19 protein-coding genes are annotated in these 21505 nt (G+C 65.1%); 5 read left to right on the top strand and 14 right to left on the bottom strand.

The window, feature by feature from the left end; all coding sequences use genetic code 11:
• The first annotated feature begins 168 nt into the window (after positions 1-168).
• Positions 169-1344: an MFS transporter gene (locus C5N93_RS09630; protein WP_242559091.1), complete on the top strand. Its 1176-nt coding sequence runs from the start codon at positions 169-171 to the stop codon at positions 1342-1344.
• On the opposite strand, the gene C5N93_RS09635 is transcribed toward C5N93_RS09630, so the two are convergent.
• Positions 1244-2197, bottom strand: a complete 954-nt coding sequence (locus tag C5N93_RS09635; RefSeq protein ID WP_242559092.1) for a LysR family transcriptional regulator — start codon at positions 2195-2197, stop codon at positions 1244-1246. The two genes, C5N93_RS09630 and C5N93_RS09635, sit on opposite strands and share 101 nt — an antisense overlap.
• 190 nt (positions 2198-2387) lie before the next feature.
• Here C5N93_RS09635 and C5N93_RS09640 point away from each other — a divergent pair, with 190 nt between their 5' ends.
• The gene (locus C5N93_RS09640; protein ID WP_242559164.1) at positions 2388-2987 is read left to right on the top strand and encodes a nitroreductase family protein; all 600 of its coding nucleotides are present in this window, start codon (positions 2388-2390) and stop codon (positions 2985-2987) included.
• 109 nt (positions 2988-3096) lie between these two features.
• On the opposite strand, the gene C5N93_RS09645 is transcribed toward C5N93_RS09640, so the two are convergent.
• The 3 genes from C5N93_RS09645 to C5N93_RS09655 are packed head-to-tail and all read right to left on the bottom strand — an operon-like array spanning position 3097 to position 8950.
• Positions 3097-4554 (bottom strand): efflux transporter outer membrane subunit, encoded by a 1458-nt coding sequence (locus tag C5N93_RS09645; protein WP_277990271.1) that lies wholly within the window; start codon positions 4552-4554, stop codon positions 3097-3099.
• Positions 4555-4556: 2 nt separating this feature from the next.
• Positions 4557-7703: a multidrug efflux RND transporter permease subunit gene (locus C5N93_RS09650; RefSeq protein ID WP_242559094.1), complete on the bottom strand. Its 3147-nt coding sequence runs from the start codon at positions 7701-7703 to the stop codon at positions 4557-4559.
• Between the two features lie 2 nt (positions 7704-7705).
• Positions 7706-8950 (bottom strand): efflux RND transporter periplasmic adaptor subunit, encoded by a 1245-nt coding sequence (locus C5N93_RS09655; RefSeq protein ID WP_242559095.1) that lies wholly within the window; start codon positions 8948-8950, stop codon positions 7706-7708.
• A gap of 314 nt (positions 8951-9264) precedes the next feature.
• On the opposite strand from C5N93_RS09655, the gene C5N93_RS09660 reads away from it, so the two are divergent.
• Together C5N93_RS09660 and C5N93_RS09665 are read left to right on the top strand one after the other, a co-directional pair.
• Positions 9265-10137: a LysR family transcriptional regulator gene (locus C5N93_RS09660; protein WP_174980670.1), complete on the top strand. Its 873-nt coding sequence runs from the start codon at positions 9265-9267 to the stop codon at positions 10135-10137.
• A 125-nt stretch (positions 10138-10262) separates the two neighbouring features.
• A complete protein-coding gene (locus C5N93_RS09665) occupies positions 10263-10916 on the top strand; it encodes an ankyrin repeat domain-containing protein (RefSeq protein ID WP_242559096.1) in 654 nt (217 codons plus the stop codon).
• Between the two features lie 75 nt (positions 10917-10991).
• Here C5N93_RS09665 and C5N93_RS09670 read toward each other — a convergent pair whose 3' ends face one another.
• The 8 genes from C5N93_RS09670 to C5N93_RS09705 all read right to left on the bottom strand — a co-directional run bounded on the left by C5N93_RS09670 (position 10992) and on the right by C5N93_RS09705 (position 18974).
• The gene (locus C5N93_RS09670; protein ID WP_242559097.1) at positions 10992-11450 is read right to left on the bottom strand and encodes a YaiI/YqxD family protein; all 459 of its coding nucleotides are present in this window, start codon (positions 11448-11450) and stop codon (positions 10992-10994) included.
• 68 nt (positions 11451-11518) lie between these two features.
• Positions 11519-12736: an FAD-dependent oxidoreductase gene (locus C5N93_RS09675; RefSeq protein WP_242559098.1), complete on the bottom strand. Its 1218-nt coding sequence runs from the start codon at positions 12734-12736 to the stop codon at positions 11519-11521.
• Positions 12737-12866: 130 nt separating this feature from the next.
• Positions 12867-13889: an AraC family transcriptional regulator gene (locus C5N93_RS09680; protein WP_242559099.1), complete on the bottom strand. Its 1023-nt coding sequence runs from the start codon at positions 13887-13889 to the stop codon at positions 12867-12869.
• A gap of 94 nt (positions 13890-13983) precedes the next feature.
• The gene (locus C5N93_RS09685) at positions 13984-15357 is read right to left on the bottom strand and encodes an MFS transporter (RefSeq protein WP_242559100.1); all 1374 of its coding nucleotides are present in this window, start codon (positions 15355-15357) and stop codon (positions 13984-13986) included.
• 231 nt (positions 15358-15588) lie between these two features.
• A complete protein-coding gene (locus tag C5N93_RS09690) occupies positions 15589-16212 on the bottom strand; it encodes a pyridoxamine 5'-phosphate oxidase family protein (RefSeq protein ID WP_242559101.1) in 624 nt (207 codons plus the stop codon).
• Positions 16202-17599, bottom strand: a complete 1398-nt coding sequence (locus C5N93_RS09695; RefSeq protein WP_242559102.1) for an adenylosuccinate synthetase — start codon at positions 17597-17599, stop codon at positions 16202-16204. Before C5N93_RS09695 ends, C5N93_RS09690 begins: the two co-directional genes overlap by 11 nt.
• Complete coding sequence (locus C5N93_RS09700; protein WP_069341495.1) at positions 17596-18060, bottom strand: RidA family protein; 465 nt, start codon at positions 18058-18060, stop codon at positions 17596-17598. The genes C5N93_RS09695 and C5N93_RS09700 overlap by 4 nt, the downstream gene beginning before the upstream one ends.
• Before the next feature lie 131 nt (positions 18061-18191).
• Positions 18192-18974 (bottom strand): helix-turn-helix transcriptional regulator, encoded by a 783-nt coding sequence (locus C5N93_RS09705; protein WP_242559103.1) that lies wholly within the window; start codon positions 18972-18974, stop codon positions 18192-18194.
• Between the two features lie 125 nt (positions 18975-19099).
• Here C5N93_RS09705 and C5N93_RS09710 point away from each other — a divergent pair, with 125 nt between their 5' ends.
• Positions 19100-19966 (top strand): alpha/beta hydrolase, encoded by an 867-nt coding sequence (locus C5N93_RS09710; protein WP_242559104.1) that lies wholly within the window; start codon positions 19100-19102, stop codon positions 19964-19966.
• Positions 19967-19969: 3 nt separating this feature from the next.
• Here the strand turns inward: C5N93_RS09710 and cobF are convergent, their stop codons facing one another.
• Positions 19970-20737 (bottom strand): precorrin-6A synthase (deacetylating), encoded by a 768-nt coding sequence (gene cobF, locus C5N93_RS09715; protein WP_242559105.1) that lies wholly within the window; start codon positions 20735-20737, stop codon positions 19970-19972.
• A complete protein-coding gene (gene cobM / locus C5N93_RS09720; protein WP_242559106.1) occupies positions 20734-21492 on the bottom strand; it encodes a precorrin-4 C(11)-methyltransferase in 759 nt (252 codons plus the stop codon). Before cobM ends, cobF begins: the two co-directional genes overlap by 4 nt.
• Between the last annotated feature and the right edge of the window lie 13 nt (positions 21493-21505).

The raw sequence follows: 21505 nt of genomic DNA on the forward strand, positions 1-21505 counted from the left end.
ATAAGATGCCAAGACTTTACCAAGAGATGGCGCTGGCGCACCATTCGGCTATTGGACGGATGTCCTGTATCGGTTCGTCTCTCGCTATCGTCAATACAGCACCAATACAGCGCCACTACCGTCCCCCCTTCGACTTCCCCTTCGGCGCGCTCCTGCCCGCTTCACGTCATGCCCATCGTCATCCGGCTCGGCCTTGCGCAACTCATCAACTGGGGTGTGAACTTCTATCTGCCCGGCGCGTTCGCGTGGCGCATCGCGCGCGACATGGGCTGGGCGCAGACATGGGTGTTCGCGGGGCCGTCGCTCGCCATGCTGGTGATGGCCGCCGTCTCGCCGTTGTCCGGGCGCTGGCTCGAACGGTTCGGCGGGCGCCGCGTCATGTGTGTCGGCACGCTCATTTGTACCGTCGGCTGCGTCGCGCTCGCCACCGGCAGCACCCTCGCCCAGTTCTATGCCGCGTGGTGTCTGCTCGGGATCGGTATGCGGCTCTCGCTGTACGATGCCGCCTTCGCCACACTCGCCGCGCTGTACGGTGCAGCCGCACGGCGTCCGATGACACAGATCACGCTCATCGGCGGGTTGGCGACGACCGTCTTCTGGCCGCTGGGCAACTGGCTTGGCGACACGTGGGGATGGCGCACCGGTGTCTTCGTCTACGGCGTGATCGGCCTCATCGCGTGGGCCTTGCTGCGCAGCCTGCCGCCAACGCCGCCCAGAATCCCGGCGGCGGACGAGACCCGCAAGGCACGCGCACCGCTGCCGTGGGCCTCCGCCCTGCTCTACGGCGCGATCATGGCGATGGTCTCGATCCTTTCGTCGGGCCTGGCTGCGCACCTGACTTCGGTGCTGAGCACGCGCGGGTTGCCGGTCGGACTCGCCGCGCTGTGGGGCGTCGGCCAGGTCTGTGCGCGAACGCTGGAGTGGCTTCAGCCCCGGCAGGCGAGCGCAGTCAAGCTCAACGTCGTGGTCGGCATCGGCTTGCCGCTGTGCTTCGCGCTGGGGCTGGCCGGACTGTCGTCGCCGCTCGCGGCCGGTGTCTTCATCTTCGGCTATGGTGCGCTCAACGGACTGGCGACGCTGCTACGCGCCAGCCTGCCGCTCGAACTCTTCTCCCATGACGCTTATGCCCGCGCCCTGGGTACCTTGCTCGCGCCGGCGTTCGCGGTCTCGGCCGTGGCCCCGTGGGGATATTCCCTCGCACGAGAACACTGGGGCGACACCGCGGTGCTCTGGGTGTCGCTGGTCATCGGTCTGCTGATCGGGGCGGCAGCGCTATCGCTGCGGCGTCGGGCGCCGCAAGCGCCTGCGTCACGAACGTTCGAAGAAACTCGATCCATGTCTTGACCTTCGCGTCGAGATACAGGCGCGACGCGTACACCGCGTAGACGTTCGTCCCCTGCAATTCATACTCGGGCAGCACGCGCACCAGCGACCCGTTGCGCAGTGCCGGGACCGCGGAGAGCAACGGCACCGGCCCCACGCCGCAGCCGCTCACGAGCGCCGCTGCCAGCGAATCCGCCGTATTCACGCGCAGACGCCCCGCCGGGATCGGCAGCTTCACGGTGCCGTCCGGACCGTCGAAAAGCCAGTGTTCGACGGTGTAGTGCGGCGCGTTCAGGCGGACCCGCGTGTGCCGCGCCAATTCGTCGAGCGACCGGGGCGCCCCGTGCTCAGAGAGGTATTGCGGGGCGGCGCACAGCACCGACGCCATGCGGCAGATCCGTGTCGAGACGAGTCCCGAATCGGGCAGTTGCGACGCCGCCAGACGCAGCGAGACGTCGATGTTCTCTTCCAGCAGGTCCGGCACGCGCGAGGACAGCAGCAGATCGACCTCGACCTCCGGATACTGCTCCATGAATCGCGCCAGCGCCGGCACGACGAAGACCTGCCCGAAACTGGCCGGCGCGTGCAGACGGAGCTTGCCGCTCGGCGCTGCGTTGGTCGCCCCCGCCTCGGCTTCCGAGACGTCGACCAGCGCGATGATGTCGCGGCACCGCGCGAGGTAGCGCTTGCCTGCATCGGTGAGCGCCAGCCGGCGCGTGGTGCGATGGAGCAGCCGCGTGCGCAGATGCGCCTCCAGCTCGGAGATGGCTTTCGAGACCTGTGGCGTGGTCATGTCGAGCGCGCGCGCCGCGCCGGCAAAGCTTGCGCCGTCGGCCACGCGCACGAAGATCCGCATGTTTTTGAGCGTGTTCATGAGACGGGATGATAGCGCCCGGTGATAAGGACATGCGGCGATATTGGTTGGGATCGGACGACGCGCGCGGTATCCTAGCGACCCGCTCAGGCTCGCCCGGGCGCAATTACCGCATGACCGTCGGCCTGACGCCGACGTGCCGCAGCACTCTCTCCCGTATTTTTGCCGACGAGACATTCGCATGACCGATATCAACACCCTCAACACGCGTCAAGCCGACCATCCGATCGACCCGCAATTCGTGGCCCGCTGGTCGCCGCGCGCGTTCAAGGACGAAACGATTCCCGAAGCCGACCTGCTGGCGCTGTTCGAAGCCGCCCGCTGGGCGCCCTCGGCCTACAACGCGCAACCGTGGCGCTTCGTCTACGCACGCCGTGGCACGCCGCACTGGGAACAGTTCGTCGGCTTCCTCAACGAATTCAACCAGACGTGGGCCAAACACGCTGCCGCCATCGTGCTCGTGATCTCGAAGTCGACGCTCACGCCCCCGGGCAGCGACAAGGAAGTGCCCGCCCCGACGCATAGCTTCGACGCCGGCGCCGCATGGGGTTACCTCGCGCTGCAAGCGTCGAACTCGGGTTGGGCCGCGCACGGTCTGGCCGGCATCGAGCACGACAAGATCCGCAACGAACTCGATCTGCCGTCCAAGTACAAGATCGAAGCGGCCGTCGCGATCGGCCGTCCCGGCGGCGACGTCAACGCACTGCCGGAAGGTTTGCGCGCTCGCGAAGTGCCGAGCCCGCGCGAACCGCTGGCGAAGATCGCCTCGGAAGGCCGCTTCGCGTTCTGATGTTCTGACGCCTGCGCGGCGCCCTCACCCGCGACATTGCATGACAAAACCCCGCCGGATCGCGAGACCCGGCGGGGTTTTCGTTTGACGACCGGCGAACCGGCTTCGCTCAGGATTCGTCGGCGTTCGGCGTCCAGCCGCCGCCCAGCGCACGGTACAGCGCCACGTGATTGACCAGCACGCGCTGCTTGACGTCGATCAACTGCTGCGCTGCCTGAAAGTCGCTGCGTTGCGCATCGAGCAGTTCGAGATAGCTCGCCACACCGTTCGCATAACGACGCTCGGCCAGCTTCAGCCGCTCGCGCTCTCCGTCCGATACCCGCTTTTGCGCATCGAGCTGGCGCGAGAGCCATTGCTGCGCCGTGAGCGCTTCGTTGACTTCCGTGAATGCAGTCTGGATGGCACGCTCGTACGAAACGATCGCCATTTCCTTGCGCACGTTCGCCAGGTTCAGTCCCTGAATGTTGCGTCCGCCATCGAAGATCGGCACGGTGATCTGCGGCAGGAACGACCAGACGCCCGTGCCCGCACTGAACAGATCGGCAATGCGTGAACTGGCGGTCCCGATGTCCGTCGTCAGCCGGATCGACGGGAAGAACGCCGCGCGTGCTGCGCCGATGTTCGCATTCGCACCGCGCAATTGCGCTTCCGCCTGCCGGATGTCCGGACGCCGCATCAGCAACGACGACGGCAGCCCTGCCGCGACCGGCACGACGAAGGCGCTGTCGAGCGCCGCCTCCGCGGACGGTCGTGTCGCCACGTCGCCCGTGAGTACTTGCAGGATGTGCGAAATCTCGCTGCGCTGGCGCTCACGCTCGGCGAACGCCGCACGTGCCACCTCGACCTGCGTCGTCTCCGTATTCAGATCGAGCCCGTCGACGAGTCCCCGCTCGGCGCGCAGGCGAATCACCTGCATGCCCGCTTCGCGTGCAGCCAGCACCTTGGCCGCGTAAGCGCGTTGCTCGTTCGCGGCCACAAGTCCGATGTAAGCCGTCGCCACTTCGGCCACGAGACTGACCTGCGCCGCGCGCTGCGCCTCCTCGCTCGCGAGATACGACTGCAATGCGGCGTCGCGCAGGCTGCGAACACGCCCGAAGAAATCGAGTTCGAACGCGCTCACGCCGAGCGTCGCGCGCACATCGTTGGCGACGTAGCCGCCCGGCGGATTGCTGCTGCCGTCGGGTTGTCCGGCGGAGCCGGAATAGCGCTGACGGGAGAACGATCCTCCCGCCTGCACGCTCGGCAACAAATTGGCGCCTTCGATGCCGTACAGCGCACGCGCTTCCTGCACCCGCAAGGACGCCAGACGCAAGTCGCGATTCTGCGCGAGCGCGCGACGAATCAGCGTCTGCAATTCCGGGTCGGTGAAGACGTCTGCCCAATCGGCGTCGCCCGTGAGCGGCGCGGCGAGCGCGAGCTGCACGTCGCCGCCCGCCGGCGCCGCCTCATACGACGTGGGCATCGGCGCGGCCGGCCGCTCGTACGTGGGCGCCATCGTGCACCCGGCCAGCAGCGCGAACAGACCGGCTGCGGCCAGGGTCATCCCGCGAAGGCGGGGTCGAAACATCGTCATACTTTCCCCTCGACGGCGGGCGCGGCGTCTGCCTGCGCAGGCTTGCCGTCAGTGTGTGAACGGCGCACGAAGCGTCCGACGATCAGGAAGAACAGCGGCACGAGGAAGATCGCCAGCACCGTGGCCGTCACGATCCCGCCGAGCACCGCGACACCGATCGCGCGCTGCGCGCCCGACGCCGGTCCCGAAGCGATGGCCAGCGGCACCACGCCGAAGCCGAACGCGAGCGACGTCATCACGATCGGACGCAAACGCAGACGCGCCGCTTCCACAGCCGCATCGAGCCATGTCATGCCCTGCTTCGTCAGGTCGTTGGCGACTTCCACGATCAGAATGGCGTTCTTCGCCGACAGACCGATCGTCGCGATCAGGCCCACCTTGAAGTAGATGTCGTTGGGCATGCCCAGCAGGCTCACCGCCCCGAGCGCGCCGATCACGCCGAGCGGCACCACCATGATGACCGCCGCCGGAATCGCCCAGCTCTCGTAGAGCGCCGCGAGCGCGAGGAACACCACCAGCACCGACAACGCGAACAGGATCGGCGCCTGGGCGCCCGAGTCGCGCTCTTCCAGCGACTGCCCGCTCCACTCGTGCCCGATGCCCGCGGGCATCTCCGCCATCAGTTGCTCCATGCGCGCCATGGCCTCGCCGCTGCTCTTGCCCGGCGCCGCTTCACCCTGAATCGTGAACGACGGATAGCCGTTGTAACGCTTGAGCTGCGGCGAACCGAGCTTCCATTTGAGCGAGACGAAAGCCGAGAGCGGCACCATCTCGCCATTGGCGTTGCGCACGCGCAGGTTGCCGATGTCTTCCGGCGACACCCGCTGGCGTCCGTCCGACTGCACGAGCACGCGGCGATTCTCCGAGCCCAGCATGAAGTCACCGACATAGTCCGAGCCGAACATCGTCGCGAGCGTGGTGTTCACGTCGTCCATGTTGACCTTCAACGCTTCCATCTTGCGACGATCGATGCTCACGTCGACCTGCGGCACATCGCCCTGCCCCGCGAAGATCACGTTCTTGAGCACCGGGTCCTGCGCGGCTTTGTGAAGCAGATCGTCGCGCGCAGCCGTGAAGACCTCCTTGCCGACACCCGCCCGATCCTGCAAGCGCAGGTTGAAGCCGTTGGACGACCCAAGCTCCGGCAGTGCCGGGCTGTTCATCGCGATCATCATGCGATCGGGTTGCCCCATGAACTTGCCGTTCACGCGCTCGACGATCGCATTCACGCCATCGTGCTTCGACGTGCGCTCGTGCCAGTCCTTGAGCGTGACGTACAGCATGCCGCCGCCCGGGCCTGCGCCGAACTCGTTCCAGCCGCCCAGCACGAACACGTGCTTGACCGGCTCGTTTTCCATCAGGTAGCGCTCGATACGTTTGAGCGCGGTCATCGCCTCGGGCAACGTGGCGCCCTGCGGCTCCGAGGCCATCACCATGAAGCTGCCCGTGTCTTCCTCCGGAATGAAGGCTGACGGCAGACGCATGAACGCCAGCGGCACGGCGATCAGCACGAGGCCATAGACCAGCAGCGCGCGCCACGGACGTCGCAACGTCTTGCCGACGGTGAGCGTGTAGCGCTCCGTGCCCACGGCGAACGTGCGGTTGAACCAGCCGAAGAAGCCGCGCTTCTCGTGGTGGTCGTGCGAGACCGGGCGCAACAACGTGGCGCACAGCGCCGGGGTGAGCGAGAGGGCAAGGAATGCCGAGAAGCCGATGGATACGGCGAGCGTGACGGCGAACTGACGGTAGATGTTGCCCACCGCGCCGGAGAAGAACGCCATTGGCACGAAGACCGTCACCAGCACCACCGTGATCCCCACGATGGCCCCGCTGATCTGCTGCATCGCCTTGACCGTGGCCGCATACGGCGACAAGCCTTCCTCGACCATGATCCGCTCGGTGTTCTCGACGACGACGATGGCGTCGTCGACCAGAATGCCGATGGCGAGCACCATCCCGAACATCGTCAGCGTATTGACCGAATAGCCCAGCCCCAGCAGCACGCCGAACGTGCCCAGCAACGCGACCGGTACGACAAGCGTCGGGATCAGCGTTGCACGCAAGTTCTGCATGAATAGATACATCACCAGGAACACGAGCACGATGGCTTCGAGCAGCGTCTTCACGACTTTCTGGATCGAGACCTTCACGAACGACGCCGTCTCGTAGGGCATCTGATACTCGACACCCGCCGGGAACAGCTTCGCCTGCTCGTCCATCACCTGACGCACGGCCTTCATCACTTCGACGGCGTTCGACCCGGCGGCAAGCTTCACGCCCATGGCCGTGGCGGGCAAGCCGTCGACGCGCGCCGAGTAGTTGTAGTCCGAGGCGCCCAGTTCCACGCGCGCCACATCGCCCAACCGGATGGCAGAGCCGTCCGAGCGCACGCGCAAGGGAATGTTGGCGAACTCTTCCGGCGTGGACAACGCGCTGTCGGACACGACGTTGGCGTTGATCGGGGCGGACGCCGGTGTCGACCCCGCACCGAGGTCACCGACGGTCACGCGCGCGTTATAGGCGCGCACCTTGGAGACGATGTCCGTGGCGGTGAGATCGAGTGCGACGAGTTTAGCCGGGTCGGGCCAGATGCGAATGGCCTTCTCCGTGCCCCAGAACTGCACCTGACCGACGCCGGGCACGCGCTTGAGCTGGTTCATCACCTGCGACGCGGCAATCTCGCCCAGATCGAATTCGTTCACCGCTGGATTGCGCGACGACAGCGTGACGACCATATGGATGTTGTCGGCCGCGCGCTCGACCTTCACGCCGTAACGACGCACGACTTCCGGCAAGCGCGACTCGACCGTCTTCAGACGGTTCTGCACTTCCACGGCCGCCAGATCGAGGCTCGTGCCCTGACGGAACGTCAGGTTCACCGAGGACTCGCCGTTGCCGCTGGTGGCGGAGGTATACATCAGCCCCGGCGCACCGTTCATCTGACGTTCGATGATCGCGGTGACCGAGTCTTCGACGACTTTTGCCGACGCGCCGGGATAGCTGCTCCACACGCTGACCATCGGCGGTGCGATGTCGGGGTACTGCGCGACGGGCAGCGCCCGGATCGCGAGCACGCCGATCAGCGTGATCAACAGGGAGATCACCCAGGCAAAGACCGGGCGATCGATAAAGAAACGAGCCATGGTTAGTGCGTCTCCGCTTTCGTGGCTTGACTGGCCGCCTGACTAGTGGCTTGACTCGTGGTCTGCGCGGCCAATGCGGTGGCGTCCGATTTCGTCTTGACTTGCATGCCGTCGGAGAACTGCGCGACGTTCTGCACGATCACGTGTTCACCGCCCTTGAGGCCATCCGTCACGAGCCAGTCGCGACCGTCGATGGCTTCGGCGCGCACCTTCTTGTCATGCACCTTGCCCTGCGCATCGACCACACGCACGATGGCGCCCTCGCCGGTGCGGGTGAGCGATTCGCGCGGCACACGCACGACGTTGGGATTCACCGCCCCCTGCATGCGCACCTGCACGAACGCGCCGGGCAGCAGCACGCCGTCCGGGTTCGGCAGCAGCGCGCGCATGGCGATGGTGTCGGTGCCCGGGTCGACGGCCAGATCCGTGAAGAGCAATTTGCCGGGCAGCGTGTACTCGCGACCGTCGGGCAGCGTCACGTGCACCTGCGGCGCAGACGCGCCTTCGCCCGACTCGCCGCGCTGCAACTTGCCCGCGCGCAGATCGCGCGTCATCGCATAGACCTCCGCGGCCGGCTGCGAGAAGTTCACGTAGATCGGATCGATCTGTTCGACACGCGTGAGCAACGTGGGAGAGTCCAGACCGACGAGCGCCCCTTCCGTCACTTCGGCGCGGCGAACGCGCCCTGCGATCGGCGAGACGACGTTCGTGTAACCGAGGTTGAGTTCGGCCTTGCGCACTTCCGCGCGGGCGGCCAGCACTTCGGCGCGCGTGCGCGCTTCGGCCGCGCGGGACTCGGCGTCTTCACGAGCGCTGATGGCGTGCGATTCGAGTAAGCCGCGATAGCGCTCGATCTTGTCGCGTGCCGAATCATGTTCGGCCTGCGCCTTGGCGAGCGCCCCACGGGCAGCGTCGAGTGCGGCCGACAGTGGCTGAGGATCGATGCGGAACAGTACCTCGCCCTTGGTGACCTTCTGGCCTTCCTGATACTTCCGCTCCATGACGACGCCGCCCGCCCGCGCACGCACGTCGGCGCTGCGATAGGCTTCCAGACGTCCCGGTTGCTGGGTCGTGAGCGGTTCGGCCCGACGCTCGACCGTGCGCACGACGGCCTCCGGCGTGGCGTCCGCCGTCTCTTTTTTGCCACGGTCCGAGCACGCGGAAAGGAGGAGAACGCTGGCGATCAGACTGGCGGACACACCAGTCAGTAGTCCGAAACGGGTTCGGTAATCGATTTTCGATGACATGTAAGCACGTGTGATTGACGACATCCGGTCGACGGTGTCGATGCTGCGTTCGGTGCGCGGCGTCGAGCGAGAGCTGGCGCGCCATGCGCCAGCGATGGGGGGAACCGGGGGCCCGCATCTCTCCAGGGGCGCCGTGGGTGGCAGGTGCGCGTAGCGCGAAGGAAGTCTATGCCTGAGACCACCGGACCGGGGATCCGGTCGTCTGCCGCCTCGCCTATGTTGGCGTTTCAATCTGGCGTTTTAGATTGGAGAAGCGCGATTCTGCCGTGAAAATGGTGTTAGAAAAAGTTGGAACCTATCTATAAAATGAATGGATGAACTGGACAATTGAACAATTGCGCTACTTTGTGGCGGCAGCGGAGGAAGGCTCGATATCCGCTGCCGCCCGTCGTTTGGGAAAAGCCCAGTCGGCCGTGAGCACGGCGATCGCCCTGCTCGAAGCGGATTTGGGATTTGAACTATTCGATCGCAGCCGCCGCAATGCACGTCTCACCGATCAGGGCGAGGTGATGCTGCTCGAAGCCAAGGAGTTGTTGCGGCAGGCCGAAGGGCTGAACCATCGTGCCAATGCCCTGGCGTTCGGCGAGCAGCCGCAGTTGTCGCTCGCGCTCGACGAGGCGTTGCCCTATCAGGCCGTGAGCGAGCTGGTGCGCGACCTCGCCTATCAGTTCGCCTATCTGGAGCTGACGCTGCTCAACGGCACGTCGACGGAAGTCGCCGAGTATGTGGAGAAGCAGCGCGCGGATATCGGCTTTCACGTGGATCGCGGCGCGATCTCGTCGGCGCTGGGCCACAAGTACGTCGGCTCGGCCGTGCAGGGCGTTTTCGTCGCGGGCGACCATCCGCTGGCCTACCGCGATCAGGTCACGCGCGGCGATCTGGCGAAGTACCGTCAGATTCTGTTGCAGATGGACGACATCATGCCGTTGCAACTCAGCCCGTCGATCTGGCGCGCAGACAGTTCGTACGTCATCGCCAGCATGGTCGTCGACAAACTCGGCTGGGCAGTGCTGCCCATCGATATTGCGGAGTACGAGGATCTGCACGAGCTTCGTTGCGACGATCTCGGCCTGCCGCAACTGCCCGTGCGCATGCTGTGGCGTTTCGGACGCGAACCGAACGACGTGATGCGCTGGTGCGAGGCCCGTTTCGCCGAGTTGTTGCGCGCGGGCGCCGATCAAGCCTGACACGCTGGCAAGGTACGAGAACCGTTGTGCCCGCCGCATGTCGAACCGCCACATGACGTCGATAGACTGACCCAACGTTGTCTTCTGCGCGGTGTCGCGCAGAACACCGACAAGGAGAAGCCGGGATGGCGAAACCCTCGAAAACCGCCTTGTTCAACGCAGCAAAGCAGTGGCATTGCGACGCGGTCGCCGGATTGCTGGCAGACGCGCCGGAGCTGATTGCCGCCACCGATCCGAAAAGCCGCACAGCATTGCATCTGGCCTGCGCGGTGCGGCCGTCGGGCGCCGGCGGGCTGGCCGAACCCAATGGATTGAAGACCGTCGAGACATTGCTCGACGCTGGCGCCGTGCTGGAGCAGGTCGTTCCCATGGATGAAGATGAAGGCGACTTTCAGGCAACGGCGCTCTGGTATGCCGTCGCACGCGGCGAGAATCGTCCGCTCGTCGACTTCCTGTTGCGACGCGGCGCCAATCCGAGCTATTCGCTGTGGGCCGCAGTCTGGCGCGACGACGACGCCATGTGCCGCTCACTGCTCGCCTTCGCGCCGTCGCTGAACCTGCGCGCACACGGTGAAACGCCGATGTTCTACGCCGCGCGCCTGCAACGGCTCGCGACATTGCGTCTGCTGATCGATGCCGGGGCCGATCCGTCGATTGCCGACGACCGGGGCCGCGATTGTGTCGACATCGCCCGCGAGCGCAGACTGCCGAGCGATATCGTCGCGATGCTCGAAGCGTTGCGCGACAAGGTGGCAGGCAACACACAAAGCGCGACGTAATCACAAAACTCGACGGAAGACGACACGGCTCGTCGTCGATCGTCTGACGTCAACGAAACGCGACGCAAAACGACGTCAGGACGACGCCTTGCGCTGACGCGCGAGAAAGCGATCCAGTTCGCCGGCAAACGCCTTGCTGTCGCGCGGGCTGAACGGAGCAGGTCCACCGGTCTCGATGCCGGCGGTGCGCAGTTGGTCCATCATGTCGCGCACCGACAGACGCTCCTTGATATTGTCCGGCGTGAACCAGCTTCCGCGCGGATCGAGCGCATGACCACCTTTCTCGATCACGCCGGCGGCCAGCGGAATGTCCGCCGTGATCACCAGATCTCCCGCTTCGACCATCTCGACGATGCGCGCGTCTGCCACGTCGAATCCCGACGGCACCTGAATCGCCTTGATGAACGGCGACGGCGGCGTACGCAGGAACTGATTGGCGACGAGCGTCACCGGAATCGACTCGCGTCGGGCGGCGCGAAACAGAATCTCTTTGACGGCGGCGGGGCAGGCGTCCGCATCGACTAGCACTTGCATGTCAGGGGGTCTCGGTCTCTCGGAGGGAGACGACCATCATACGGCAAGCCGTGCCCGGCATGCCCCGGCTACGGCATGGACGCCGCCTCGCCACGCAGCGCCTCCATCCGCGCATAGAAACTGTCGACCTTTTGCTGGGCGTCCTGCCGCAGGGTGTCGTTGCGCGAGGCGAGCGCGTGCGCATGCTCCTGCGCCCCGGCTTCGCCCACCGAACGCGACACGTCCTGCACGAACTTGCACAGCGGATAACGCGCCTGACCGAAGGCCTGCAACGTGGCCTCGATGTCCCCGATGTTTTCCCCTTCCGCCAGCCGCTGCGCCAGCATCACGGCATCTTCCAGCGCCATCGCCCCGCCCTGCCCCATGAACGGCGTGGACGCGTGCGCCGCGTCGCCAATCACGATCACCCGCCCCCGATGCCATGGCAGCGGCATCGAGACTTCTTCGACGGCGGTATAGAGCACTTCGGAATCGGACGACAACGTGTCGAGAAACTGTCGCGCCGGACCGCCGAACTCGGCGAAGCGGGCTTTCATCAACGCCGGCCATTCGGCACGGTCGTACCATGCGCCCGACGGCTCGGCCATCGTGCCGAACACATACAGACGGTCGTCGCTGATCGGCATGATGCCGAGCCGCTTGCCCACGCCCATCATCATGATCTTCGCAGTGAGATCCCGGGGGCGCGCATGCACGCTGCGCCACACGCCCAACCCGGTATAGACGGGCGATATCGCGCCAGCGACAAGCTGGCGGACTTCCGAGCGAATGCCGTCCGCGCCCACCACGAGGTCGTACTCGCCGATCGAGCCGTCCGAGAGCGCGACGCAAACCGAATCCGGTGCCTGTTGATCGATCGACACGGCCGTCGTGCCGAGCCGGATATCGACGTCCAGCGCGGCGATTCGTGCGGCGAGAACGCGATGCATCTCTGCGCGACGAATGCCGACGATCGGCGGGATACCGGGATATCGCGACGGATAGAAGGTGTCGACGATAGGCTCGCCGTGCTGATCGAGATAGACGTTGCGTCCATCGGCGATGGCAAAGCCGCTCGCCAGAATGTCGGGCAGGACGCCAAGACTCGACAGCGCCGCCAGACCGTTGCTGTAGATGAAGATGCCCGAGCTTTGAAACTTCCACTCGGCTTGCTTCTCGATCAGGGTCACGCGCACGCCGGTCTGCGCCAGCGCGATGGCCGACGCACAACCGGCGATACCGCCGCCCACGATCAGCACGTGCTTCCCTTGTTTGCCCTGCGCAGCGCCCGCTTTCCGCTCGTTCATGCCTTCGCCTTCGATCTCGTCATCACTTGATCGGCATTATTCGCGCGGGCACGTGCAGGCTCAACCTCCGGAACGCCGGATTCGGGCACCGATCGTCCGGCGATGTGCCGGGGCCTCGCCATGCGAGGCGTTATCGATCGCCGCGAGCGTCGCGCTGATATTGCGCGGGAGATACGCCGATCCAGCGCTGGAACGCTCTGGCAAACGCCTTCTCGGACGCGTAGCCGACAGACTCCGCGACATCGCCGATACGTGCACGGGGCTGACGCAGACGCTCGGCCGCAACGTTCATCCGGTAAGCGCTCAGATACTGCATCGGCGGCACGCCGATCAACGCGCGAAAGCGCTCGGTAAAGACCGTGCGCGAGAGATAGGCGACAGCCGCGAGACCGGGGATCGTCCAGTCGCGTTGCGGGGCTTCCTGCATGGCGGCAATCGCCCGTGCGATGCCGGGATCGTCGAGCGCGCTCAACTTGCCGGAAAGGCCTGGCTGTGCGGCGTCGGGCGCTCGCAGAAACTCGCTCAGTATCCGCACGAGCAGCAGATCGCCCATGCGCGCCGCAGACAACTCCCAGCCCGGAAGCTGCGCCAGCGAGTCCTGCACCAGCAGCTCCATCGTGACGGCCAGCGTGTGCGCCAGGGCATGTTCGTCGCTGCGCAGCACGATCACCGGCGGCAATGCCGTCTGAATACTGCCGACGTCGAGCGCGGGCATCCACAGATGCAACGTGTAAAGCTGCGTGGGTTCGACACCCGCGACTTCTTCGGCAACGTCGCCATACGTCATTTCAATCGGATGATCGCCGTGCCGACCGGTCATATGCGCACTCAGCACATCGGCGAACGCAACGACCTCGTTCGGATCGGGCATGCGCATCGATGCCACCGTATGCGGCGTGCCGCGCGGCAACATGACGATATCGCGCGGCCCGATCTGTATCGGCTCACCACCATCGGGATGAATCCAGTACCCCTGCCCGGTGCACACCCGAATCAAGGCCCCCTCCGTACCGGCGGAATGCAAGGCCCACGGCGAGTGAAGCCGGAAGCTCGCCGTCACGGCGCGTTCGGCTTTGCATGCCGCGAGGAGTTGACTGAGGACGTCGCGAGGTCCGGGATTCATGTCGGTACGGAAATGAGCGGAGGCACACATGAGGGGCTGCGAGATTCTAGCGCAGCCCTTCACGTGAACCTGCACTACCTGCCGCCGCCATCCCCCATCCGCCTGCGCCTCAACTCAACTCAACTCAACCCGATACCGTCTCCAGTTGCACGCCCTTCGTCTCCACGCCATAGCGCCAGACACACAAGGCGGCAATGCCGAAGCAGATCGCGCCAAAGAGGAACACGGCATCGCTCGTCGACCACGTCACGATGGCGCCGACGAGCGTCGGCCCCAGCAGCGCCCCAACCCGGCCGCAGAACGATGCGTAGCCACACCCGGTCGCGCGCGCCCGCGAGGGAAACAACTCCGGCGTATAGGCATATAGCACGGCCCACATGCCGAACGCGAAGAACTGCATGCTCGCACCGGTCGCGTAGATCGACCACTGCGGCGCCCCCGCGAGCAGCACCTGACCGAAGGCGTAGGTGGCGCACGCCCCGCCAACCAGCGTGCCGACGCACGTCAGCTTTCGGCCCAATCGCTCGACGGACCATGCCGCGACCAGGAACCCCGGTATGCCGCCAAGCGAGATGTACACCGTGAAGAGCACCGACTGGGTGACCACGATCCCCGCCGCCTGCTGAAGCGCCCCCAGCCACGTATTCAGTCCGTAAAAGCCGAGCAGGGCAAAGAACCACAACGCGCCGACCACCAGCGTGCGCCTGCGATAGCCGTCGGACCAGATCACGCGCAGGCCACGGGCTTCGCGTTGGCTCTCCGGCGCATTGGGCGCCACCTCCGGCAACGACGTCAGCCGGAGGCGGCGCATGACCGACGCCTCCACCGCACCGACCACGGCATCGGCGGCTTCATAGCGCCCTTGCGACTCCAGCCAGCGGGGCGATTCGGGCACATAGCGGCGAATGACGAACAGAAACAAGGCGGGGATCGCCTCCAGCGCGAACAGCATGCGCCAGCCATGATGCGCGAGCACGACGTAAGACAGCAGCCCGGCGCAGATAAAAGCGAGCGGCCAGTTGCCGTCCATCAGCGCGAGATACTTGCCGCGCCGGTGCGTCGGAATGAACTCGGAGAGCAGCGTTTGCGCCAGCGGCAGTTCCATGCCCATTCCGATGCCCAGCAACAGCCGAAACGCGCCCAGTTCCGCCGGTCCGGACGCTGTGGCGCAAAGCACGCTGCCGACGCCCCAGACCACCATGCTGATCTGGAACACCGGTTTGCGTCCGAAACGGTCAGCGGCCATCCCCGAGCCGATCGCGCCGATTGCCATACCGACGAAACTCGCACTCCCGATCAGACCGGCCTGCACGTTGGAGAGCGCGAACTCCGTCTTGATCGAACCGAGGACGAACGTCATCGTGGCCAGATCGATGTTGTCGAAGAAAAACGCCAACGCAATCACGAGAAACAGCCATCGGTGATACCCGCAAACGGGCAAGCGCTCCAACCGCTGCGCCGCCGTTATCCGGCCCACTTCCATCGAATGCATTTTCATACACCGCTCCTCCGTTTCGACCTGTCCCGTTGAATAGGCCGGCACCGTGAATCGGTACCGGATGCATCAATATCGGGCGCCAAAACTAGCGGGGCGCGCGGGAAAATGTCGTGGACAATCGGAGTTACGCCAAGATGCGCGAGGTGATCGGTCCGCTGGCCTGCCGGTGCTTCGACGTGTCACCCTGACGAGGAACCAGCACAAGCGAGCGGGCGGGCCGCGTGACACCCATCACGTCGGCTTGCGATGAAAACGCTGCGGATCGAACGCGCCTTCCGGCAGACCGGACAACGCCGCGCCCCGCTCGAACGGATATCGCAGATAAGGCGCCTGCGGTTGTCCCGGCGGCGAATACTGGCCGTCCGCGAGAATCCGCTTCTTGGCGCTGAGACTTTCGATGCGACAGCGAATGGCCACAATCTGATTCGCCGCCCCCGGCTCGATGGGCGTGTAATCCTTCTCGGGACGAAACTTCCCCAGCGCCGTGTTCTGATGCGCGATGACGTCGTGCGTGTCCTCGCGAGTCGTCGCCTCGCATCGGGCAATCACGCTGTAGTACTCCAGGCTGGTGTTCTGCCCCTTGGGCGCTTTGAGCAACGCGACCGGCCGGTCAACAACGATGGTGACGTGGGGGTTCTCACGCAGCAGCCCTGAGAATTTGCCGAAGCGCGAACAGTGGATGAGAAACGCGTCGCCGACGAAGGTGAAGCTTTGCGGCACGACATAGGGAAACGGCGCGTCGTTCACGGCCACGCGACAAATCAGTTCGTCGCGCAGGAACGCTTCGATCGCCGGCCAATCGGTCCATGCCAGATCGGTGCGCCGCATTTCGGCGTCTAGATAGTCAGGCGTCATCGTTGACAGTCCCTTCTGAAAGAATGAGGAGTTGCTCCCGGCGAGGGCCGATCCCGATGCCTGCGATGCGGCAGGCCGTCGCCGTCTGCACGGCCGAGACGAGCGCCTGAAGCGGCAATGGCAGGCGGGCGATGTCGGTCACATCGTCGGGAAGTTCGTCGAACGCGGGGAAGTGATACATCGCGGCGGCATGCGCACCGCCCTCACCCTCGCTCTGCGGCATGAGCACCGGAATCTCTGCGTCGCGTGTGCCGGAGAAAAGCGACAGGCAGTCGCACTTATTGAGATACCACTCGTCCACCCCGTGGCGCTGGATGACCTCGGCAAGCTCGGCGACATCGAGCCGTCCCAATCGTCGCGGACGCCCGCTCCCGGTGCCGTATTCGTTCGTCAGCATGCGTAGCGCCACGCCGACATCGAATTCATCTTCGGACCGGAGCAGTGCCTGCGGGTCGAAGCGGTCCCGCTCCTCGCGCCGGCCGATGCCGCGCAGCGCGGCGTCGGCGCAATAGCGTGACGAACGCTGCGCACCGAATTCGGTGCGAAACGGCCCGGCGCCGACACGTGACGCAATGGCCTTCGCCACGCCGATGGTCTTGCGGTGATATCGCACCGGCAGATCGCCGCCGACGAAGGCAAACGCCGGGGCGGTGTGGCTGGACGTCACGTACGGCTGCTGTCCGCCGGTCACGTCCAGCATCACCGACTGCGCGCCCTCGAAAAGCACACGCGCTCCGCGCTGGACATGCCGCGTCATCCACAGCGCATCCACCACTTCGACGCTCGGCTTGAGCCTCGCCCACGCCGCACGCATGCTCGCGATGACGCTCTCGGTCGCCGCCCGCGCGGCGGGTGTGTCGTCATGCGTCGCGGCGTAGCGGGCCATCTGCTCGAATGCGCCCGCCTCGTCCGCCACCAGATCGCGAAGCTGCACGACCGTTCGCACGCCGCCCTGCCATCGCAGCGACAGATCGGCGTAGCACGGCCCGATGCCGTTGCCGGTCGTACCGATCTGCGCACCGTGTCTGGCGTCGTAGTCGAGATGCCACGGCTGGACGACCGCGCAATGCTCGCTCACATGGAGCCGCCCGTCCAGCGAAGCGCCGGTACTGCGCAGCGCGTCGAGTTCGTCGGCCAGCTTGATGAGGCTGACCACGCACCCCGAGCCGATGTACATCAGCGTATGCGCGTGGAACACCCCCGAGGGCACCTGCGCGAGCCGGGCGCTCCCCGTCGGCGTCGACACGGTGTGCCCGGCATTGGCCCCGCCATTGAAGCGAGCGACGATGTCGTAATCCGCCGCCAGCCGGTCGACGATCTTGGCCTTCCCCTCGTCGCCGTATTGCAGGCCGACGAGGACGTCGGCATATCCGGCGCGCGTGTTCATGAGACGAGAGAGAAAGTCGCTTCGACTTCGACCGGCGCGTTGAAGGGCAAACTCGCCACGCCGATCGCGATGCGGGCATGCTCACCCGCTTCCCCGAAGATCTGCGTGAGCAGTTCCGACGCCGCGTTGATGATCGACGGCGCATCGGCAAACCCCTCCGACGTCGCCACGAAACCGCCGACCCGCAACACACTCTCGATGCGGTCGAGTTGCCCGTTGGTCGCCAGATGCGCCCAGCCCAGCACGTTCAGCACGCACAGCCGTGCGGCATGCCGCGCGTCGTCGACCGACACGTCGGCGGGTACCTTGCCGGTGCATACGGGAACGCCCGCGCGCACGGGCAACTGCCCCGACACGATGAGCGTATTGCCGTGGACCTTGAAGGGACGAAAAGCCGCGGGCGTTACCTTGAGGTTGGGTAATTCCAGCCCTGCGGCTGCGATACGTTCGTAGATGTTCACGTCATCTCCACAATGAAACCGCCACCGTGGCGGCACATTCATTCTGGAGGATCGAATGCGCCCGAATTGTCGGGCTGACGCAAACGTATGTCGCGCTCACGCCAACTAGCGGCGATGCGCCCCCGCCGGCATCAGGTGTCTTTCGGCCGGAAGAATTCGGTCGGCGTGCAGCCGAGCGCCTTGCGGAACATGGCGCTGAACGCGCTGGTGCTGTCGTACCCGAGTGACGACGCAATGTCCGTCACCGGACGCTGTGCGCTCAGCATCTGCACCGCGACGAGCAGCCTCGCCTGCTGACGCCAGCGCGTGAACGTCATCCCCGTCTGCTCGGGAAACAGACGGATGATGGTGCGCTCGCTGGCACCCACGACCTTGCTCCACGCGCACACCGACGTCTCTTCTGCCGGGTTCGCGAGAATCCACCGGCAAATGCGTGCGATGCGCTCGTCTGACGGCATGGGCAGGTGAAGGGGTTCGATACTGAGCGGACGGATTTCGTGAAACAGCAGATCCACCACGACCGCATCGCGGCTGCCCAGCGCATATTCGACAGGCATACGCGCGACGGCGGAAATGAGTTCGCGCAGCAGCGGCGACACGGACACGACGCAACAGTCGCTCGTATGCAGGGGCAACCGATCCGCGTCGAAATAGAGGGTGCGCATCTCGATGGCCCCCACCGCCTGCATGCAGTGCCGCACGCCGGGCGGCACCCAGACCGCGCGCAGCGGCGGCACGACCCAGGTGCCCTTGGCGGTCGTGACGACGATGGAGCCCGTGACGGTGTAGATCAGTTGACCGCGAACGTGCTCGTGATAGTCGATGAAAAATCGATCCGGCAAGTCTCGCGCCATGCCGCCGACGGGCCGCGCAATCTGCTGATAATCGTCCCGGTCCTCACTCTTTCCGAACATGGCGTAACCTCGGCATACCTTGTCACTTGTTCGCGCGCCGCGTCGTCGCGCCTCTCTTAGATTCGGAATTTGCGTCGCGATGCTGCGGCGTGAAATCGACTTCCATTCCGATTAGTGAGGCTAGCATGCCGGTTTACCGTTCGTTTGATCAAGAGGCACTGGATCTGCAATACAACGTTCGTGCGGGGATTCCCGATCATCTCGATATCTTTGCGCGCTGGGCTCGCACGGGCGAAGCCTTTCGTCGTGCCAACGCGTTCAGGGAAGACATCGCGTACGGCGAAGACGCGAAACAGACCTATGATCTGTTCCCCGCAAAGCAGGCCGGACGACCCACGCTCGTCTTCATTCACGGCGGTTACTGGCAATCGCTGGACAAGTCCGACTTCAGTTCGCTCGCAGGGCTGTATCAGACGCACGACATCAACTTCGTGGTCGTGAACTATCGGCTCGCGCCGGACGTGCGGATGGGAGACATCGTCGAGGACAATCGTCAGGCGGTACTGCATCTTTATCGTAATGCCGCGTCGCTCGGCATCGAGCGCGATGCCCTGTTCGTCTGCGGGAGTTCGGCGGGCGGTCACCTGACGGCGGCACTGGCCGGCACGGATTGGGCCGCCTACGATGCGCCCGCCAATCTGATCAAGGGCGCTTGCGCCATCAGCGGGCTTTACGATCTGGAGCCGATCCGTCTGTGCTATCTGAACAAGGCGGTTCAGCTCGATCGCGGTGAGGTGATGGATTTCAGCCCGATTCACCATCTTCCCAAAGTGCCGCTGCCGTACATCCTCAGCGTGGGTGGCGACGAGTCGGACGAATTCCATCGGCTACAGGCGCAGTTTCAGACGCTGCTGGACGACCACGGCCTGAACGTCAAGATCGCGCGTCAGCGCGACGGGCATCACTTCGATGCCGTCGACCGCGTGGGTCAGGCCGGTAACGAACTGTCTGACGCCATTCTCGAGATGATCGGCGTGACGGCTCGCCCGTAACCGTTACGACGCGCGTCTGCGCAGCAAATAGGTATCCATGATCCAGCCGTGCGTGCGACGCGCCTCATCGCGCACGCGCTCGATCTCGTCCATGACGTCGCGCAGACGTCCGGAGATCAGGATCTCGTCGGGTGTGCCGACGTAAGCGCCCCAGAAGATGTCGAGATCCTCGTGCGCGAGATGCTTGTACGAGTGTTTCGAATCGAGCATCACGACGACGGTATCCACGCCCTTTGGAAAGCCGTCGACGATGCCACGTCCGTTGGTGATCTCGATCGATCGCCCGATCTGGTTCAGCGGAATGCGATGTTGCGCAGCGAGCGCCTGCACGCTGCTGATGCCGGGGATGACGTCGAACGCGAAGGTGTCGTTGCCCTCGGCACGAATGGCGTCGAGAATGCGGATCGTGCTGTCGTACAGCGACGGATCGCCCCACACGAGGAACGCGCCGACTTCGCCGTCCTTCAACTCGTCGTCGATCAGCCGTTCGAAAATTGCCTGCTTGTCGCGATTCAGTTCGTCGACGGCCGAGCGGTAGTCGGCATCCGATTCGTCGCGCCGACGCTCCGGACTCGTGGCTTCCGCAATCCGGTAGTCCCGTTCCTTCACGAACCGCTCGATGATGTGCCGGCGCAGTGCGATCAGCTTCTCCTTCGCAACGCCCTTGTCCATCACGAAGAACACGTCGGCGCGATTGAGCGCGTCGATGGCCTGCACCGTCAGGTAATCGGGGTTGCCGGCGCCAATGCCAATGATGAGGACGTGCTTCATCGCCCGATCTCCTGTTGCCGGGCTGTCGCGCCCAGCGTGGAATACAACGACGAATCCGCAAAGCCGTTGGCGGCCAGCACCTGACCGACCAGAATGAGCGCCGTACGCTCGATCCCCGTCTGTCCGACCTTGGTTTCGATGTCCGCCAGCGTGCCTGTCACACGGGTCTCGTCCGGCCAGCTGGCGCGGTACACGACCGCAATCGGGCAATCGTCACCGTAATGCGGCTTGAGTTCGGCGACGATCCGCGCGAGATGCCGTACGCCGAGGTGAATCGCCATGGTCGCGCGGTGACGCGCCAGATCGCCCAGCGCTTCGCCTTCCGGCATGGCCGTCTTCGTCGCGTAACGCGTGAGGATCAGCGTCTGGGAGATGCCCGGGAGCGTGAGTTCGCAGCCGAGCGTCGCCGCGCAGGCGGCCGTTGCCGTCACCCCCGGCACGATCTCGTACGGGATGCCGAGCGCGCGCAGCCGCCGGATCTGCTCACCGATTGCGCCGTACAGCGACGGATCGCCTGAATGCACGCGGGCGACGTCCTGCCCTTGCGCATGCGCCTCGGACAGCATCGCGACGATGGCGTCGAGATCGAGGTCGGCAGTGTTGACCACGCGCTCGGCCGTATGACCGGCCAGCACGGCGTCGGGCACGAGCGAACCCGCGTAGAGAATTACCGGACACGTGCGAATCAGACGCTGCCCCTTGACCGTGATCAGGTCAGGGTCGCCCGGCCCGGCGCCAATAAAGTAGACCGTCATGCTTCATTCCCTC

Origin of the sequence: Pandoraea sp. LA3 (assembly GCF_022696215.1) — a bacterium.
In the GTDB taxonomy this organism is placed as follows: domain Bacteria; phylum Pseudomonadota; class Gammaproteobacteria; order Burkholderiales; family Burkholderiaceae; genus Pandoraea; species Pandoraea capi.

Bases quoted from the DNA above. Each gene is read 5' to 3' on its own strand.
- C5N93_RS09630 (WP_242559091.1), top strand. From the start codon at position 169: ATGCCCATCGTCATCCGGCTCGGCCTTGCGCAACTCATCAACTGGGGT.
- C5N93_RS09635 (WP_242559092.1), bottom strand. From the start codon at position 2,197: ATGAACACGCTCAAAAACATGCGGATCTTCGTGCGCGTGGCCGACGGC.
- C5N93_RS09645 (WP_277990271.1), bottom strand. From the start codon at position 4,554: ATGTTTCGACCCCGCCTTCGCGGGATGACCCTGGCCGCAGCCGGTCTG.
- C5N93_RS09650 (WP_242559094.1), bottom strand. From the start codon at position 7,703: ATGGCTCGTTTCTTTATCGATCGCCCGGTCTTTGCCTGGGTGATCTCC.
- C5N93_RS09655 (WP_242559095.1), bottom strand. From the start codon at position 8,950: ATGTCATCGAAAATCGATTACCGAACCCGTTTCGGACTACTGACTGGT.
- C5N93_RS09660 (WP_174980670.1), top strand. From the start codon at position 9,265: ATGAACTGGACAATTGAACAATTGCGCTACTTTGTGGCGGCAGCGGAG.
- C5N93_RS09665 (WP_242559096.1), top strand. From the start codon at position 10,263: ATGGCGAAACCCTCGAAAACCGCCTTGTTCAACGCAGCAAAGCAGTGG.
- C5N93_RS09670 (WP_242559097.1), bottom strand. From the start codon at position 11,450: ATGCAAGTGCTAGTCGATGCGGACGCCTGCCCCGCCGCCGTCAAAGAG.
- C5N93_RS09675 (WP_242559098.1), bottom strand. From the start codon at position 12,736: ATGAACGAGCGGAAAGCGGGCGCTGCGCAGGGCAAACAAGGGAAGCAC.
- C5N93_RS09680 (WP_242559099.1), bottom strand. From the start codon at position 13,889: ATGTGTGCCTCCGCTCATTTCCGTACCGACATGAATCCCGGACCTCGC.
- C5N93_RS09685 (WP_242559100.1), bottom strand. From the start codon at position 15,357: ATGAAAATGCATTCGATGGAAGTGGGCCGGATAACGGCGGCGCAGCGG.
- C5N93_RS09690 (WP_242559101.1), bottom strand. From the start codon at position 16,212: ATGACGCCTGACTATCTAGACGCCGAAATGCGGCGCACCGATCTGGCA.
- C5N93_RS09695 (WP_242559102.1), bottom strand. From the start codon at position 17,599: ATGAACACGCGCGCCGGATATGCCGACGTCCTCGTCGGCCTGCAATAC.
- C5N93_RS09705 (WP_242559103.1), bottom strand. From the start codon at position 18,974: ATGTTCGGAAAGAGTGAGGACCGGGACGATTATCAGCAGATTGCGCGG.
- C5N93_RS09710 (WP_242559104.1), top strand. From the start codon at position 19,100: ATGCCGGTTTACCGTTCGTTTGATCAAGAGGCACTGGATCTGCAATAC.
- cobF (WP_242559105.1), bottom strand. From the start codon at position 20,737: ATGAAGCACGTCCTCATCATTGGCATTGGCGCCGGCAACCCCGATTAC.
- cobM (WP_242559106.1), bottom strand. From the start codon at position 21,492: ATGACGGTCTACTTTATTGGCGCCGGGCCGGGCGACCCTGACCTGATC.